17 protein-coding genes, 1 pseudogene and 1 other annotated feature are annotated in these 16,996 nt (G+C 52.4%); of the genes and pseudogenes, 4 read left to right on the top strand and 14 right to left on the bottom strand.

All coding sequences use genetic code 11. The features are described 5' to 3' along the window. Nucleotides 1–46: 46 nt before the first annotated feature. A complete protein-coding gene (gene dsdC / locus BZK41_RS16480; protein ID WP_079938922.1) occupies nt 47–973 on the bottom strand; it encodes a DNA-binding transcriptional regulator DsdC in 927 nt (308 codons plus the stop codon). 230 nt (nt 974–1,203) lie between these two features. Between dsdC and dsdX the strand changes: the two genes are divergently transcribed. Together dsdX and dsdA are read left to right on the top strand one after the other, a co-directional pair. Continuing rightward, nucleotides 1,204–2,541, top strand: a complete 1,338-nt coding sequence (gene dsdX, locus BZK41_RS16475) for a D-serine transporter DsdX (RefSeq protein WP_003827107.1) — start codon at nt 1,204–1,206, stop codon at nt 2,539–2,541. 17 nt (nt 2,542–2,558) lie between these two features. Continuing rightward, on the top strand, nt 2,559–3,881 hold the full coding sequence (gene dsdA, locus BZK41_RS16470; RefSeq protein WP_079938840.1) for a D-serine ammonia-lyase: 1,323 nt from the start codon (nt 2,559–2,561) through the stop codon (nt 3,879–3,881). 12 nt (nt 3,882–3,893) lie between these two features. Here the strand turns inward: dsdA and BZK41_RS16465 are convergent, their stop codons facing one another. The 6 genes from BZK41_RS16465 to ibpA all read right to left on the bottom strand — a co-directional run bounded on the left by BZK41_RS16465 (nt 3,894) and on the right by ibpA (nt 8,026). Beyond that, a complete protein-coding gene (locus BZK41_RS16465) occupies nt 3,894–4,406 on the bottom strand; it encodes a radical SAM protein (RefSeq protein ID WP_003023893.1) in 513 nt (170 codons plus the stop codon). A gap of 14 nt (nt 4,407–4,420) precedes the next feature. Beyond that, nucleotides 4,421–4,783: a DUF202 domain-containing protein gene (locus BZK41_RS16460; RefSeq protein ID WP_003023890.1), complete on the bottom strand. Its 363-nt coding sequence runs from the start codon at nt 4,781–4,783 to the stop codon at nt 4,421–4,423. Beyond that, a complete protein-coding gene (locus BZK41_RS16455) occupies nt 4,773–5,120 on the bottom strand; it encodes a YidH family protein (protein ID WP_003023888.1) in 348 nt (115 codons plus the stop codon). The genes BZK41_RS16460 and BZK41_RS16455 overlap by 11 nt, the downstream gene beginning before the upstream one ends. 185 nt (nt 5,121–5,305) lie before the next feature. Further along, nucleotides 5,306–6,967: a putative transporter gene (locus BZK41_RS16450; protein WP_079938839.1), complete on the bottom strand. Its 1,662-nt coding sequence runs from the start codon at nt 6,965–6,967 to the stop codon at nt 5,306–5,308. Nucleotides 6,968–7,091: 124 nt separating this feature from the next. Beyond that, nucleotides 7,092–7,520: a small heat shock chaperone IbpB gene (ibpB, locus tag BZK41_RS16445; protein WP_003827096.1), complete on the bottom strand. Its 429-nt coding sequence runs from the start codon at nt 7,518–7,520 to the stop codon at nt 7,092–7,094. Between the two features lie 92 nt (nt 7,521–7,612). Then, nucleotides 7,613–8,026, bottom strand: a complete 414-nt coding sequence (ibpA, locus tag BZK41_RS16440) for a small heat shock chaperone IbpA (protein WP_003023882.1) — start codon at nt 8,024–8,026, stop codon at nt 7,613–7,615. Beyond that, nucleotides 8,020–8,092 (bottom strand) — a sequence feature (ROSE (Repression Of Heat Shock gene Expression) occurs in the 5'-region of heat shock genes and acts as an RNA thermometer to modulate expression.). Its footprint overlaps the gene before it by 7 nt. A gap of 238 nt (nt 8,093–8,330) precedes the next feature. On the opposite strand from ibpA, the gene BZK41_RS16435 reads away from it, so the two are divergent. After that, nucleotides 8,331–8,663 carry a YceK/YidQ family lipoprotein gene (locus BZK41_RS16435; protein WP_003023879.1) on the top strand — a complete coding sequence of 111 codons (333 nt, stop codon included), beginning with the start codon at nt 8,331–8,333 and terminating at the stop codon, nt 8,661–8,663. A 1-nt stretch (nt 8,664) separates the two neighbouring features. On the opposite strand, the gene BZK41_RS16430 is transcribed toward BZK41_RS16435, so the two are convergent. Further along, nucleotides 8,665–9,891 carry a DUF3748 domain-containing protein gene (locus BZK41_RS16430; RefSeq protein WP_079938837.1) on the bottom strand — a complete coding sequence of 409 codons (1,227 nt, stop codon included), beginning with the start codon at nt 9,889–9,891 and terminating at the stop codon, nt 8,665–8,667. Nucleotides 9,892–9,990: 99 nt separating this feature from the next. On the opposite strand from BZK41_RS16430, the pseudogene cbrA reads away from it, so the two are divergent. Then, nucleotides 9,991–11,096, top strand: a pseudogene (gene cbrA / locus BZK41_RS16425) (colicin M resistance lipid reductase CbrA). Here cbrA and BZK41_RS16420 read toward each other — a convergent pair. The 6 genes from BZK41_RS16420 to yidA all read right to left on the bottom strand — a co-directional run bounded on the left by BZK41_RS16420 (nt 11,093) and on the right by yidA (nt 16,979). Next, nucleotides 11,093–12,430: an MFS transporter gene (locus BZK41_RS16420; RefSeq protein WP_079938836.1), complete on the bottom strand. Its 1,338-nt coding sequence runs from the start codon at nt 12,428–12,430 to the stop codon at nt 11,093–11,095. The pseudogene cbrA and the gene BZK41_RS16420 overlap by 4 nt on opposite strands. A gap of 179 nt (nt 12,431–12,609) precedes the next feature. Continuing rightward, nucleotides 12,610–13,758, bottom strand: a complete 1,149-nt coding sequence (gene dgoD / locus BZK41_RS16415) for a galactonate dehydratase (RefSeq protein ID WP_079938834.1) — start codon at nt 13,756–13,758, stop codon at nt 12,610–12,612. Continuing rightward, entirely contained in the window at nt 13,755–14,372 is a 618-nt protein-coding gene (locus BZK41_RS16410; RefSeq protein ID WP_079938833.1) for a 2-dehydro-3-deoxy-6-phosphogalactonate aldolase, read from the bottom strand. Before BZK41_RS16410 ends, dgoD begins: the two co-directional genes overlap by 4 nt. Next, nucleotides 14,356–15,234 (bottom strand): 2-dehydro-3-deoxygalactonokinase, encoded by an 879-nt coding sequence (locus BZK41_RS16405; protein WP_079938832.1) that lies wholly within the window; start codon nt 15,232–15,234, stop codon nt 14,356–14,358. Before BZK41_RS16405 ends, BZK41_RS16410 begins: the two co-directional genes overlap by 17 nt. Further along, nucleotides 15,231–15,920 (bottom strand): D-galactonate utilization transcriptional regulator DgoR, encoded by a 690-nt coding sequence (dgoR, locus tag BZK41_RS16400; protein ID WP_079938830.1) that lies wholly within the window; start codon nt 15,918–15,920, stop codon nt 15,231–15,233. Before dgoR ends, BZK41_RS16405 begins: the two co-directional genes overlap by 4 nt. 246 nt (nt 15,921–16,166) lie before the next feature. Then, complete coding sequence (yidA, locus tag BZK41_RS16395; protein WP_003023871.1) at nt 16,167–16,979, bottom strand: sugar-phosphatase; 813 nt, start codon at nt 16,977–16,979, stop codon at nt 16,167–16,169. Nucleotides 16,980–16,996: the final 17 nt, after the last annotated feature.

The raw sequence follows: 16,996 nt of genomic DNA, 5'->3' as shown, positions 1-16,996 counted from the left end.
TCACTTTCCGTGTAGAGAGAAAGCGTAAAAAATATTCGCGACCCGTTTATTTAACCTGCTCCTGTAGCCAGCCAATAAACGCCTCGATTTTCGGCCACTGCCTGCCGGGCAGCGTGGTGATGTAGTAATGCTGATGGCATTTCAGCGCCATATCGCCAAAAGGCGCTACAAGCTCTCCGCTGTCGAGACGTTTTTGCACCAGCCGTTTTCGGCCCATCGCCACGCCGATATGGTTCATTGCCGCAATCACCGCTAAATCAGAACGATCAAAACCAATCCCCGACGATGTCGGCAAATTCGCTGCAAAATGCTGCGCCCAACTGTGCCATTCATCGGTCCCGGAATCGTTACTCCACGCCTGTCTGTCGTGCAGCAACGTACAGTGCGGCAAATTCACCAGCGAACCGGTAAGGTCATGGCGACGAGCGTAGTCCGGGCTGCATACCGGCAGGATCTCTTCATCCATCAGGAAGTGATGCGTGAGTTGCGCGGAGGGTGCATCGTCAAAATAGATGGCGAGATCGATTCCCGCACGCTGTAGATTGACGTTGTCGTTCCCGGTCAGCATGGTCAGCGAAATTGACGGGTAGCGACGGGTAAAGTCACCGAGCGCCGGAACCAGCCAGCACTGGGCGATAGAAGGCCGTGAGTAGACGGTGAGCGTCCCCGAGAGCTCCTGATTTTTAATATCAAGAATCTCCTGGTTGAGCGTATCCAGCGACGACTTCAGCGCCCAAAATACCCGCTTGCCCTCGTGAGTGAGTTCCACTTTGCGATGAGAACGAACAAATAATTGGATGCCAAGCTCATCTTCAAGCTGATTTATGCGATGGCTGACGGCGCTGGGGCTCAATGACAGCTCGTCTGCCGCCAGCGCAAACGACTGATGCCGGGCCGCCACTTCAAACGTATACAGCTTTGACAACTGCCAGCCGTTGAGCAGCCGGTTTCTGACCTCGCGCAGGGGATCCATACTCACCTCTTTCATCCTGATTCCTCTTCGGCGGAGTGTAAAAAAGTTCGCTGCAAAAATCAGCTCAAAGATGAATTAGAGTGAACCATATCGCATAAACAAAGCGCAATTAGACATAAATCACTCATTTGATGCAATCTGGCTCATGTGAAGGGGGATTTATATCGTTTGTCAGACCATGCCTTATTTTTGTCCAATAACCCTATATTAATCACAGGGCAAGGTGAGTTATGCACTCTCAAATCTGGGTTGTGAGCACGCTGCTGATAAGCATCGTGTTAATCGTTTTGACCATCGTGAAGTTCAAATTCCACCCGTTTCTGGCGCTGCTGTTAGCCAGCTTCTTCGTGGGTACGATGATGGGTATGGGGCCGCTGGATATGGTCAATGCCATTGAGAGTGGCATCGGCGGTACGCTGGGCTTCCTCGCCGCGGTTATCGGCCTTGGGACCATTCTGGGCAAAATGATGGAAGTGTCCGGCGCGGCTGAACGCATTGGCCTGACGCTCCAGCGCTGCCGCTGGCTATCCGCCGACGTCATTATGGTACTGGTTGGGTTGATTTGCGGGATCACGCTGTTTGTTGAAGTCGGCGTGGTGCTGTTGATTCCGCTGGCTTTTTCGATTGCCAAAAAGACCAATACCTCACTGCTGAAGCTGGCGATCCCGCTGTGTACGGCGCTGATGGCGGTGCACTGCGTGGTCCCGCCGCATCCGGCTGCCCTGTTCGTGGCGAACAAGCTGGGCGCAGACATTGGCACGGTGATTGTCTACGGCTTACTGGTTGGTTTGATGGCTTCGCTGATCGGCGGTCCGCTGTATCTGAAATTCCTGGGTAACCGTCTGCCGTTTAAACCGGTTCCGGCTGAGTTTTCCGACCTTAAAGTACGCGACGAAAGTACGCTACCGTCGCTGGGTGCTACGCTGTTTACCGTTCTGCTGCCGATTGGCCTGATGCTGGTTAAAACCGTTGCTGAGCTGAACATGGCGAAAGGCAGCACGGTATATACGCTGCTGGAGTTTATTGGTAACCCGATCACCGCGATGTTTATTGCCGTTTTCGTGGCCTATTACATCCTCGGCCTGCGTCAGCACATCGGTATGGGTACGTTGCTGACTCACACAGAAAACGGTTTTGGCTCCATTGCTAACATTCTGCTGATTATCGGTGCAGGCGGCGCGTTCAACGCTATCCTCAAGAGCAGTGGGCTGGCGGATACGCTTGCACTGATCCTCTCGAACATGCATATGCACCCGATTCTGCTGGCCTGGCTGGTGGCGTTAATCCTGCATGCCGCGGTGGGTTCCGCCACGGTGGCGATGATGGGCGCCACGGCAATCGTTGCACCGATGCTGCCGCTCTATCCCAACGTCAGCCCGGAGATCATCGCCATTGCTATCGGTTCTGGCGCTATTGGCTGCACGATCGTCACCGATTCCCTCTTCTGGCTGGTGAAGCAGTACTGCGGCGCTACCCTGAATGAGACATTCAAATATTATACGACCGCGACATTTATCGCGTCCGTGATTGCACTGGCTTGCACATTCCTGCTTTCCTTTATTATCTAAGCGCAAAGAGACTGACTATGGAAAACATTCAAACACTTATCGCCCAGTATCCTTTAGTGGAAGATCTGGTTGCTCTCAAGGAGACAACCTGGTTTAACCCTGGCACCACCTCTCTTGCGGAAGGTTTACCGTACGTTGGCCTGACAGAGCACGATGTTCAGGATGCTCACGCCCGTCTGACGCGCTTTGCACCATATCTGGCACAGGCATTTCCGGAAACAGCGGCCACCGGCGGCATTATCGAATCTGAGCTGGCCGCGATTCCGGCCATGCAAAAGCGGCTGGAGAAAGAGTACGGGCAGCACATCAATGGCGAAATTCTGCTGAAGAAAGACAGTCACCTGCCAATTTCTGGTTCGATTAAAGCCCGTGGTGGCATTTATGAAGTACTGACCCATGCGGAAAAACTGGCGCTGGAAGCCGGTCTGCTGACCACACAAGACGATTACAGCGTTCTCCTTTCGCCCGAGTTCAAACAGTTCTTCAGCCAGTACAGCATCGCGGTAGGCTCCACCGGTAATCTCGGCATGTCGATTGGCATTATGAGCGCCCGTATCGGCTTTAAGGTGACGGTGCATATGTCTGCCGACGCTCGCGCATGGAAAAAAGCCAAACTGCGCAGTCACGGCGTAACGGTCGTGGAGTATGAAGAAGATTACGGTGTGGCGGTTGAACAGGGCCGTAAGGCGGCGGAGTCCGATCCAAACTGCTTCTTTATCGATGATGAAAACTCCCGCACGCTGTTTTTAGGCTATGCGGTAGCCGGACAGCGCCTGAAGGCGCAGTTTGCCCAGCAGGGGCGCGTGGTGGATGCAGACCATCCGCTGTTTGTTTACCTGCCGTGCGGAGTCGGCGGTGGCCCTGGCGGAGTGGCGTTTGGCCTGAAGCTGGCGTTTGGCGATAACGTGCACTGCTTCTTCGCCGAACCAACCCATTCACCGTGCATGCTACTGGGGATTTATACCGGGTTGCACGATACGATTTCCGTGCAGGACATTGGCATCGACAACCTGACGGCGGCTGATGGGCTGGCTGTCGGCCGTGCGTCTGGCTTTGTTGGCCGGGCAATGGAACGTTTGCTCGACGGTCTGTACACCCTGGACGATCAGACTATGTACGACATGCTGGGCTGGCTGGCGCAGGAAGAAGGTATTCGCCTCGAACCGTCAGCACTGGCAGGGATGGCAGGTCCGCAACACGTTTGCGCCTCTACGGACTATCAGCACATGCACGGCTTCAGCGCGAACCAGCTCAATAACGCCACCCACTTGGTGTGGGCGACCGGCGGCGGAATGGTGCCGGAATCTGAAATGGCGCAGTATCTGGCCAAAGGACGTTAAATACCACTGAGCTTAACGCAGCATCGCCATCAGCTCCATCGGTGAGCGATGCTGCTTAAGCAGGTCACGCATCACCCGCATATGCGGTGCGGTATGGTTGAAGAAAGCCTGATATCCTGCACACAGCACGCCCTTTCCATTTTCCTCGCAGTACGCAGGACAATCACCATGGTAATATTGAAACAATGAGCATGTCTGGCAACGCGTATTCATTGATGACATGGTCTGTCGTTCAATCTGTGCTGCCAGACCACACCACTGGCGGAGCGTTTTGTCGAAAAGCTGGATAGATATCTGATTAATATCTTCACGTACCCAGATATCAAATATCGTAATTAAAAATCGGCCCCACGCCTCAGACGTAACCGATTCGTCTGTCAGATGACCTGAACCATCATGCTTAACCAGCGGAATAAACTGTACCAGGCGAACATTTCCTTGTTGCAAACCACGGTACACTTCGACCGGTTGTAAACACTTCTGGTGGTCAATCACCACGTTTAAAACATCATCACTAACATCCATGTTCTCACATCCTGTCATGCAAAATTCCCGATAAATACGATAAGTTGGCGAACATGCGTTACAGCAAACAGTATTGCGAGGGATAACACCGCGAGGGAGATCATAAATTTGTCACGCACCGCGCGAGATTCAGAAAAATCGCTATGTGTAACATCCATCAGATTACGGCTGCGGGTATAGCGCCAAAGTACGATTCCCACCATCGCCAGCACCACAATTGAAACCCAAAACAGGAAGCCCGCCTGATGCCAGTTGTGCTTCAGCGCCAGCGCCATTAACGCACCATAACCCAGCAGGGTACGAAACCAGGCCAGCGATGTTCGCTCCGGTTGTAACCCGGGGTCGGCGATACGTCGCGATTTGCGGCTATCCGGCATACAGCACCAAAGTCATGACAATCACCGCCACAATAGTCAGCATAACGCTGATAATCAGCAGGCTGTGGGTGTAGGGCAAGTCCTCTTTCAGTCGCATCGCCTTTTCGTTACGTAGCCAGCGCAGGTAGCCGTAGATCGCCAGACCGCCGGCAAACAGACACAGCAACAAGGCAAGCGCCTCACGGATGACCGGCGTGGCAAAATCCGGAGCCAGTTGATCAAGGCCAACCCCCGCCGCCAGAAATCCGAGCGCGGTGCGGATCCACGCCAGAAAGGTACGTTCATTTGCCAGCGAGAAGCGATAGTCCGGTGCTTCCCCAAGGCGAGAAATCTTCATGACAGCTCCTTAAATATTGTTGTCTGGTCGTTATACCGGAACAGTTAAGGAGTATGAACCTGATTCTCAAGCGAAAGGGCGGGTCGGGTGATGAGACAATGGAAAAGAGAGAGGGTGTTTGTAATGCCGGATGGCGAGTTGCGTCTTATCCGGCCTACAGGAGATGCAGGCCGGATAAGTCAGTTTTAACCTAATCCCCAGAAGAGCACCGCCAGCAGTTGCGGGGTGATAATCCTCAAGAACATGACCAGCGGATAAACGGTAGCGTAGGAGAGCGCTGCCGCCCCGCTGGTGGCATGCAGGTTGTTAGCAAAAGCCAAAGCTGGGGGATCGGTCATTGAGCCAGCCAACATGCCGCACAGCGTCAGATAGTTCATTTTGGCGAAGATTCGCGCCAGCAAGCCCACGGTAATGAGCGGAATCGCGGTAATGAAAATGCCATAACCCACCCAGCTCAGGCCATCTCCCTGCGTCAGGGTATGAACAAAATCACCGCCTGACTTCAGACCAACCACCGCGAGAAACAGCACGATCCCCAACTCTCGCAGCGCAAGGTTAGCGCTGGGAGGCATAAACCAGTACAGCTTACCGATGCTACCAATACGCCCCAGGATCAAGGCCATAATCAGCGGCCCGCCGGCCAACCCCAGTTTCAACGCCACCGGGAATCCCGGGATGAACAGCGGGATTGAACCCAGTAGAACACCCAACCCGATACCGATAAATACCGGCAGCATCTGCACCTGCTGCAGTTTTTGCTGCGCGTTACCCACAACATTGGCAACAGCATCAATGGACGAAGGACGCCCCACCAGATTAAGGATATCGCCGAATTGCAGGCTGGCATCGCTGCTGGCTACCAGCTCAACACCCGCACGGTTCAGGCGGGAGATAACCACGTCGTAACGTTCTTTAAAGTGCAGGTCGCGGATACGTTTACCCAGCACCTGCTCGTTGGTCACCACCACGCGTTCAACGCGTAAGTCGGTACCTCGCGTCGACAGCGATGTGTCAACCTCCTGCCCAATCACTACCTGCGCATTGTGCAAATCGCCAGGCTGACCAACCAGGTGTAGCAGGTCGCCCATCTGGATAATCGTCCCCGGTGACGGCACCATCAATGTCTCGTCACGTTTAAGACGCGAGCAGATGATTTTATCGCTGTTCAGAATCGGGACATCCTGAATCGCCATATTATTGATGTTTGGATTTTCCACGCGGATGTTCATCGTCTGAATCAGCGCGTGCCCGTTGGTCAGCGTGGATTCATGCTGCTGGGCTTCAGCATCGACGTTAACGCGGAAAATAAGGCGCATCAGCCACATGGTGAGTAAAATTCCGCAAATGCCGAAAGGATAAGCCATGGCATAGCTCATCCCCATCAGGTCAACCACATCACCAGGCGTACCCAGATCGCGCAGAATTTGCTGCCCCGCACCCAACGCCGGGGTATTGGTGACCGCACCAGAGAATATTCCCAGCACCACAGGGAGAGGAATGGCAAAAATCTTATGCAGGATCGCGGTGACCAGGCCACCCATGATGACAATCAGCACAGCAAACAGATTCAGCCGCAGGCCCGAAACGCGCAGAGAAGCAAAAAAGCCCGGCCCCACCTGAATACCGATGGTGTAGACGAAAAGAATCAGGCCAAATTCCTGAATAAAATGCAGCATGTCGCCGCTCAGGGTCATCCCTGCCTGATCGACAAAATGCCCGACGATAATACCGCCGAACAGCACGCCTCCAATGCCAAAACCCACACCACGTATTTTTATGTTGCCGATCCATAACCCGACAACTGCCACCAATGCCAGAACGCTGACCGTCAATGCTATATCACTCATTATCCTGTTCCCTGTGAATAACATCATTAAGTAAATGGATTCTCGCAGAGTACAGTCGCAATGTATGGGTGGTAAAGCACAAAAAAGCCCCGTCATTTCTGGCGGGGCAAAGGCATGGAGCTATTTAACTGTCTAATGCGGGACGTTCGCTGATGGCGATACGTTGTGGAGCAATGGTTTCAGGTTCATTCCGGGTCAAATCAATATGCAGCAAGCCGTTAGTGAAGCTTGCGCCGGAAACCTCCATATTTTCAGCCAGCGTAAAGCTCAGGCTGAACGGCTGAGTGACCAGCCCCTGATGCAACCATTTGGTCTCTTTTTCCGGCTGCTGCGGCGTACCTTTCACGGTCAGGCGCGTGCCTTCCAGTTGAATATCCAGATCTTCCTGGCGGAAACCGGCTAACGCAAGGGTAATGCGGTAGTGGTTATCATCGCTCTTTTCGATGTTATAAGGCGGGAAGCTCTGGCTTTCACCGGTGTTTTGCAAGGCATTGGCCAGTTTGTCAAAACCGATCCATTGACGCAGCAGTGGGGATAAATCGTAGTTACGCATAATAATCTCCTTCTAAGAAGCGAGTAGGTACCTTTCGGCTCCCTGACGGCGAGCCGATGACTTAGCAAGGCCGCCTGAAGCGGCCTACAGAATTAGTTGATTTCGATGCGGCGCGGTTTGTTCGCTTCAGGAATCACGCGCTCAAGATCGATATACAGCAGACCATTTACCAGGTTTGCGCCGCGAACATGAATGTTCTCCGCTAACTGGAACTTGCGTTCAAAGTTGCGCTCGGCAATACCCTGATACAGGTAAGTACGTTCTTTTTGATCGTCCGCATGGGCGCCTTTTACCACCAGCAGATTGTCCTGGGCAGTAATTTCCAGTTCGCTTTCAGCAAAACCGGCAACGGCAATTGCAATGCGGTAATGGTTTTCGTCTACCAGCTCAACGTTGTACGGAGGGTAGCCGCCATTGCTTTGGCCCTGATTGTTTTCCAGCAGGTTAAACAGGCGATCAAAACCAATAGCAGAACGGTACAGTGGGGATAAATCAAAGTTACGCATAATCAATAGCTCCTGAAATCAGCGAGAATAATTGACCTTCCATCATGGACAGGTCAGGTAGCCAGGACACCCATCAGGCATGCCCTTCATTTGTCTACACTCTAAAAATGGGTCTTAATACAAACTTTTCAAGCGTATTCATCTGACTTTTTTTGCAGTTTGTTGTCTATTGCATACACTGGGGGGAGCAGTTGTTCTCGTTAAATCGCGATAGCCGCCACAGTGCGACGAAATGGTGATGTTATTTTCGCAACGGATCGCTTTAACTCACCATGCAAACACGATAAATACAGATGAATAAATGATGATTAAAAAAATGTTGGTAACACTGACGATGTGTAGTGGGATGGCGTTTGTAAGCGGCTGTTCCAGCATCATGTCGCATACCGGTGGCAAAGAAGGGACGTATCCTGGCACGCGAGCCAGTGCCACAATGATTAGCGAAAGTGATACGAACTGGGGAACCAAGTCGCTGGCGATTCTGGATATGCCTTTCACCGCGGTGCTCGATACGGTATTGCTACCATGGGATCTCTTTCGCAAAGATAACTCGGTGAGATCCCGCGTAGAAAAGAGCGAGGAGAGAACCCAGGCCACGAACGCCGTTATTCCTCCGGCAGAAATGTCCGCTCCATAAATTAACGCCCGGTTTCAGTCACCCACAGCTGGCGAAAACCCTCGACGTCTTCCATCCACGCAACCTGTCTACCATCAGGGGAGAAGACGATCGCATCGGCCGATGGTGGGTTACCATGACGTTCCGTTAAAAAATCAATCTCGCCCGTTTGAACATCACAACAGGCTATTCTGTTCTCCAGTACAAATCCCAGCCACTTCCCCGATGGGTGCCAGTTAAAGGCTGACTGAATATTCGTAGCGCACTGGGTAAGCTGACGCGGCTCTCCCCCCTGTGGGGAAATCAGCCATAGCTGCACAATACCATTGTCATCACGCATTAAAAACGCAATCTCAGATGCCTTTGGATTACTGCGTACCCAGTGGCGAGGTTGGTTCACCAGCCCCGGAAAGCCGCGCTCATGGGTAAACGTCAGACGGCGTTGGCAAATACCGGATGGCGGCGCAGGCATGGTCATGTCAGTCCCCTCCAGAGGCGCGTCCCCCGGCTGTTTCCAGCCGCTTTCATCCTGTGGCAAATCGACAATAAACAGCTCCGGTACTTTCTCGCCAGTGGCTGATAGCGTATCGCCGATAAACGCCAGCCTGTTTTCGCCTACCCAGCCCTCTTCATAGGCGCGGTTAATCTCATCGCTACTCGGTTTTGGCGTTGGTGTCGTCTGGCTCACCAGCACGCACCAATGGCTGCCACTGTATTCACGCGGATGCTGCGCGGAGACCTTCACCGGACCATACGGTGCAGCCACGCCGACGTTGCGTAAATCGAGCGCCGGAGAACGCTCATGCAGTACATGGTCGTTATAAGTGAAGCTAACAAACTCGCCGTTCGGGCTAAAAACATGCACATGAGTGCCGCCGCGCAGCGCGCCTGGCGTGTACGGCGCGGTAATATCCATCGCATCCAGATTAACCACCTCCGCCTGCGAAGCAATCACCCCACGACGATGATGGAAGTCGTAATGCCATGTTTCATCGGGATTTTCAGGCCCGTGAATGAATACATATTTTTCCGACTTTGGATGAACGGTCACCACGCCAACATGCGATCCCTGAGTAGCTCGGTAAATCACCTCCAGCTCGCCAGTATGGATATTGACGCGCTCAATTGTTTCACCAGTAAAAGAGGCGCCGGAAGGACGTACATCAAAGACTAGCCACTGGCTGTCCGGTGTCCAGGTGTTGATATTGGTAAGCTGATGATTACGCGGCGTAAAGGTGATTTGCTTCATGGGATGCCCTGATACAAGACGATTTCAGCAATCATACTTCACAAGCACTTCACTTTCAGGCTTTAGCGTATCGCCATCTTCATTTTTGCGGACAGAAAGATGGAACATTTTGACGTAGCGATTATCGGATTAGGCCCGGCAGGCGCAGCGCTGGCGCGGCAGTTGAGCGGAAAAATGCGCGTGATTGCGTTGGATAAAAAACGCCAGTGCGGTAACGAAGGTTTCACTAAACCCTGCGGCGGTCTGCTGGCCCCGGACGCCCAGCGTTCGTTTATCCGCGATGGGATAACCTTACCCGTTGATGTCATCGCTAACCCGCAGATTTTTAGCGTTAAAACGGTTGATGTTGCCGCTTCTTTGACGCGTAACTACCAACGCAGCTACATTAATATCAACCGCCATGCTTTTGATTTATGGCTTAAATCCCTCATCCCTGATGATGTGCAGGTATACCACGACAGCCTGTGCCGGAAAATCTGGCGCGAGTGCGATAAATGGCATGTTATCTTCCGCGCCGACGGTTGGGAGCAGCAGATCACCGCGCGTTATCTGGTGGGGGCAGACGGTGCAATTCACTGGTACGCCGTCATCTCTATCCCCAACACCAAATCCGTAAATATGTCGCTATTCAACAATGGTTTGCGGAAAAACATCCCGTACCGTTCTATTCCTGTATTTTTGATAACGATGCAACTGACTGTTATTCCTGGAGTATCAGCAAAGATGGCTATTTTATCTTTGGTGGCGCCTACCCCATGAAGGACGGCCAGGCACGCTTTGACGCGCTGAAAGAGAAGCTGGAAGCGTTCCATTTCCAGTTCGGCAAACCGGTGAAAAGTGAAAAATGTACGGTGCTATTCCCCTCACGCTGGAAAGACTTCGTCTGCGGAGAGGACAACGCATTTTTGATTGGCGAAGCGGCCGGTTTTATCAGCGCCAGCTCGCTGGAAGGGATTAGCTATGCGCTGGACAGCGCGGAGATCCTCAAATCGGTACTGCTGCGGGATACGCCAGATATGAATCACGCTTACCGTAAAGCCACCCGTAAGTTACGTCTCAAACTGTATGGCAAAATCCTGAAAAGTCGCGCCCTGACATCGGCGTTTTCCCGTAAATGGATAATGCGCAGCGGCGTGGCGCATATTCCCTTGAGTCAGGAAGAGCAGCCCGCCATAACGTCTGACGGGCTGGTTAAAGAACATTAACCGACGCGCTTCACATCCCCCACCAGCAGTATATAAGACAACGCGCCAAGCAGGGCAACGGCTGAGATGTAGACCAGCGCAGGCGCAAACCCATAATCCTGCGCAAGGTAACCGACCACCAGTGGTACGGTGATTCCGCCCAATCCCCCAACAAAGTTAAACACGCCGCCAGTGAGACCAATCAGGCGCATGGGGGCCAGTGAAGAGACCAGCGACCAGGTGATAGAAGCAAAACCATTGCCGAAGAACGCGATGGCCATCAGGGTCATAATCCATACCGGATCGTTGGTGTAGTTCGCGCCCATAATGCAGGTGGAGATCAGCAATCCGCAGATAATCGGCGTTTTACGCGCCACACCCAGCGAGAAGCCTTTTTTCACCAACTTGTCTGCCAGCCAACCAGAAAGCAACACGCCAAAGAAAGCCGCCAGGAACGGGACGGTAGTCATAAATCCCGCTTTCAGCGCAGTGATTCCTTTCTCCTGGGTTAAATAGTTGGGGAACCAGGTCAGGAAGAACCACAGCGTGGAGGTCACCGCAAACTGGCCCAGATAGACGCCCACCAGCTTACGATGGAACACCAGCTTCCAGTCGGCTTTAGTCAGCGGCTGACGTGCCTCTTTCTTGACGGGCGCATCACCATCAACCAAGCCACCACCGTCACGAATGTAATCGAGTTCAGCCTGAGTGATACTTTTCGTCAGACGCGGCGGTTGGTAAACCTTGAACCAGATGAGTGACCAGATAATACCGATCCCACCGGTAACAATGAATACCCAGTGCCAGCTCAGCATCTCCTGGATCCAGATCAGCAGCGGCGTGAGGAATGCCAGACCCACAAACTGCCCGGATGTGTAGAAACCAACGGCGGAGGCGCGTTCATGTTCAGGGAACCAACTGGTCACCATGCGGTTATTGGTGGGGAACGCGGGGGCTTCAAAAATGCCGGTTATCGCACGCAGGCCAATTAACGACATTAGTCCGGTTGCAAACCCCTGAAACAAGGTTGCCACCGACCAGCCAAAGATGGCGATAAAGTAGGTCAGGCGAGAACCCACACGATCGAGGAACCAGCCACCGGGGATTTGGCATAATGTGTAAAGCCAGGCAAACGCAGAAAAGACATATCCCATTTCCGCTTTGGTAATACCGAATTCTTCCTGAATATGTGCCGACGCCACGGCGAGATTAGCGCGGTCAACATAACAAATAACCACAGTAATAAAGATCATAATCAGCGTCAGATACCGACGACGCCCGGGTTTTGCAGTAGTAACTGAAATATCCATCGCAATCTGTCTCCAGATTTTGGGCATAGCGAGACCGCTCACCATGCCCTGTAATTTACAGAGGGTGTGTTGAAATTTTTTTATTAATAACTTAACCGTAATGCGCTAAATAATTTGTGCTGGGGAAAGGCGGCAAATTTTCACATTCCCGGGAGCATATATAAGTGCGTGATCGGGGTAAAAAACGCAGCCAACGCATCACCAGTGCAAAGTATGACGCGCATTTACCATTCAGCGACAGAACCATCCTCATGCCGCCATAACGGATTACGCCAGTCTGGTGCATTTTTGCTGAGTTCGATCACCCGGGCTTCATCAATTTCTACGCCCAGACCCGGTTTCATTAGCGGTTTAAAGAATCCACCTTCCATATTGAAATCTTCTTTGTTTTTCACAAAGTCGAGCAACTCAGCGCCCTTATTGTAGTGAATGCCCATGCTTTGCTCCTGGAATACCGCGTTGCGAGAAACGAAGTCGATATGCAGGCAAGCAGCCAACGCAATTGGCCCCAGCGGGCAGTGAGGTGCCAATGCCACATCATAGGCTTCCGCCATCCCAGCTATTTTGTAGCATTCAGTTATACCGCCCGCATGAGACAGGTCCGGCTGCAAAATAGCCAGGCCACCTGCTTCCAGCACGCGTTTAAACTCAAAACGCGAGAACATACGTTCACCGGCAGCAATCGGAATATGCGTTTGTGCAGCCAGCCTCGGATAATATTCCGCCTGTTCAGCTAGTACCGGCTCTTCAATAAACAGAGGGCGGTATTGTTCCAGCTCTTTAATTAATACTTTCGCCATCGGGGCACTAACACGACCATGGAAATCAAGGCCAAACTCAATTTCATTGCCAAAGGCTTCGCGAATTTGCGCCACAGTATTTACCGCAGCATCCACTGCGCGAGAATTATCAATGACGCCCATTTCTTCACAGCCGTTCAGTTTGAAGGTATCAAAGCCAATGCTGCGCAGCTTCTTGATACCGTCGATCACTTCTGCCGGACGATCGCCGCCAACCCAGCTGTAGGCTTTAATTTTATCGCGAACCAGCCCCCCCATCAGTTGCCATACCGGTGCGTTCAGCACTTTGCCTTTAATGTCCCACAACGCCTGGTCGATACCGGCGATTGCACTCATCATGATCGGACCACCACGATAAAAACCAGCCCGGTACATCACCTGCCAGAGATCGTTAATACGCGCGGGATCCTGGCCAATCAGGTAATCACCAAGCTCGTGAACCGCCGCTTCCACAGTGCGTGCTCGCCCTTCAATAACCGGTTCACCCCAGCCAACAATCCCCTCATCTGTTTCAATCTTTAAAAACATCCAGCGCGGGGGTAAACGGTACGTAGTGATTTTAGTAATTTTCATTTCATTGCCTCTCGATACGCTTTTACAAATGCCGCAGCCTGCTGCGCAGTACGTTCAATAGACTGCCCAGCACGATAGAGATCGCTGCCCAGTCCAGCTCCTGCACAACCTGCATTGATCCATTGAGTCAGATTTTCCGGCGTCACACCGCCAACGGCAAACACAGGAACATCCGGTGGAAGTACCGCTTTCAGTGCTTTGATATAGTCAGGGCCAAAAGCGGATGAAGGGAATATTTTTAGCGCCTGCGCGCCAGCATCCAGCGCGGTAAAGGCTTCACTGGCGGTCGCGCAGCCAGGACAAACGGTCATGCCATAGCTCACCGCTCGGCGGATCACCTCAGGCTGAATATTGGGCGTGACGATAAGCTTACAGCCCATTTGCGCAAGCTGGTCCACTTGCTCTGGTTTGAGCACTGTTCCAGCGCCAATTAGAGCCTTGTCGCCATACGCATCCACAATTTCCGGAATGCTCTTTTCCCACTGTGGGGAATTAAGCGGGATCTCTACCGCATCGAAACCCGCGTTAATGACCGCACCGACGTGCGCCAGCGCTTCATCGGGCGTAACACCACGTAATATTGCAATTAACGGAAGATTAGTTTGCCACTGCATGAGCGATACTCCTTATGCCTGCCTGAAATGCCGTGTCGCCGGATACGGTTGATACCTCGCGTCCAATGGCGTGAAATGCCTGCTGATAACGTGAGGTCAGGGCTGAACCTGCGACGAGAGTAATAGCCAGCCCGGCAGCAAATTGTTCGCTCATGCTGGCGACTTCTGCACCAATCAGCAGGCCGGAGAGAAATTCGCTAACCTGCTCGCGTGGGAGGGTTCCCAGGACATGCGAGGCTCGAACTTCAAAGAGTTGCGGCAGAATGGCTGGCGTGGCGAGACCGTGCATCAGTCCAGCGGAGAATGCTCCGGCAGAGGCTTCCTGCTCCGGTAAGCCCGCCCCCAACAGTGAATGGCGTAGCAATAAATGATGTAATTCACCTGTCATCACGGTACGGAAATCATGAATTTGCTGTGCATCCGCCAGTACCCATTTGCAGTGAGTACCCGGCATGACATAGACGGGAGATGGTGAAAGTGTCCGGGCGCCCAATAGTTGGGTCTCTTCGCCGCGTATCACATTATGGTTATCCTCACGAGAGACGCAAAGTCCGGGAATAATCCAGATATTGTCGCCAACAGAGGTTAACTGCTCGCCAATGGCAGAGAAATGGGCGGGAACGGTCAGATAAGGAGCCACTTTCCAGCCCACGTTACTGCCGACCATTCCCGCCATCACCACAGGGGTGGCGCTGTTGCGCCAGTTTTGCGTAACTTCAGCTAACACCGCTGCAGGAGATTTACCGTTCAGGCGCGTAACACCTGCTTCTGATTGCCTGCTCTCCAGGCATTTGTCGCCCTGGTAAAGCCAGGCGCGCAAATTGGTCGATCCCCAGTCAATTGCGATGTAGCGAGCTGTCATGTGATGTCCTTGAGCCTTCGTGTTGAGCTGGCGATCATAGTTAAAGCCGCCTGCTCTGCCGCATTGCTATCCTGGTGCCGTATCGCATCGAATAGCGCCTTATGTTCCTGGAGCGTCTTCGGCATGTTAGCCTCATCCCCCATCCAGGTTCGTTCAAAAACCGCGCGTTGTAGCGAACTAATCGCTATGCTAAGTTGTTGTAAAACAGGGTTATGTACTGACTGTAAAACCGCTTCGTGATAGCGGATGTCAGCTTCATTAAAAGCATCCCTGTCCTGGTTATTGGCGATCATGTCATTAAGCGCCGACTCGATTTCAGCCAGATCGCTCGAGTTCGCCCGCTCCGCTGCCCAGCGTGCAATCGCCGGTTCCACCAGATTACGAACCTCACTCATCGCGCTAATCAGACGCGGGTCGTAGTCGTTTTCCAGTACCCATTGCAGTACATCTGTATCGAGATAATTCCACTGGTTTCGCGGTGCAACAAACGCTCCGCGGTAGCGTTTCATTTCAATGAGTCTCTTTGCCATAAGCGAACGGAACACTTCACGAATGATGTTGCGCGAGGTTTCAAATTCCTCGCATAAATCCGCTTCTGCCGGCAGTGCTGAACCCGGTACGTATTTGCCGCTAACAATCTGCTTGCCCAGCGTGATAACAATGCGATCGGTTTTATTGAGAGTCATGAAGAGTCCTTGTGCCCTGAATGTATTGCTCTACTTTACCGTCATCGCTGAAATTCACCTCAATTTTGTAGTACGACTGTGATATTACACATCGTTGCCATGCGCACAATGTAGTACAACCAACTAGCATTGTACTACAATTTAGATCACAAAAACGACAAACGGTAAAAGGAATGTTTTTTGGAAGGTAAAAAGAGGCATAAAAAAACCCGCGATCGGCGCGGGTTGTAACCTGACGGAGCGGACTTAATTCAGCGCAAATTTCTCAATGGCATACGCGACGCCATCTTCAAGGTTGGATTTCGTCACGAAGTTGGCGATTTCTTTGACTGATGGAATAGCGTTGTCCATGGCAACGCCCACGCCTGCGTATTCAATCATCGCGATGTCGTTTTCCTGATCGCCTATCGCCATCACCTCTTCGGCTTTAATACCTAACGCATCGGCCAGCGATTTTACACCTGTCCCTTTATTGACGCGTTTATCGAGGATTTCGAGGAAATACGGCGCACTTTTCAGCACGGTGTACTTCTCTTTTACTTCCGCAGGTATACGCGAGATAGCTTTATCAAGGATCTCCGGCTCATCAATCATCATAACTTTCAGGAACTGGGTTGCAGGATCCATTTTCTCGGCTTCACAGAACACCAGCGGGATGGTCGCGACAAACGATTCGTGCACCGTGTAGTAGCTGATATCACGGTTCGCGGTATACAACGTATTGCGATCGAGAGCGTGGAAATGTGAGCCTACTTCCCGTGAAAGCTGCTCCAGGTAACGATAATCATCATAGCTCAGCGCGGTTTGCGCCACGGTACTGCCATCCCCTGCTTTCTGCACCAGCGCACCGTTGTAGGTAATGCAGTAGTCACCGGGTTGTTCCATATGTAGTTCTTTCAGATAGCTGTGAACGCCGGCATACGGGCGTCCCGTGGTCAGCACCACATTCACGCCACGCGCGCGCGCCGCGGCAATCGCCGTTTTGACCGCAGGTGAAATGGTGTGATCGGGCAGCAGAAGTGTGCCATCCATGTCGATAGCAATAAGTTTGATAGCCATGAGTTCCCCGGATTAAA

This window comes from Citrobacter sp. A316, from assembly GCF_002042945.1.
Classification (GTDB): Bacteria; Pseudomonadota; Gammaproteobacteria; order Enterobacterales; family Enterobacteriaceae; genus Citrobacter; species Citrobacter portucalensis.
The sequence above is the reverse complement of the archived record's forward strand: the minus strand, read 5'-3'. Positions and strand labels throughout refer to the sequence as shown.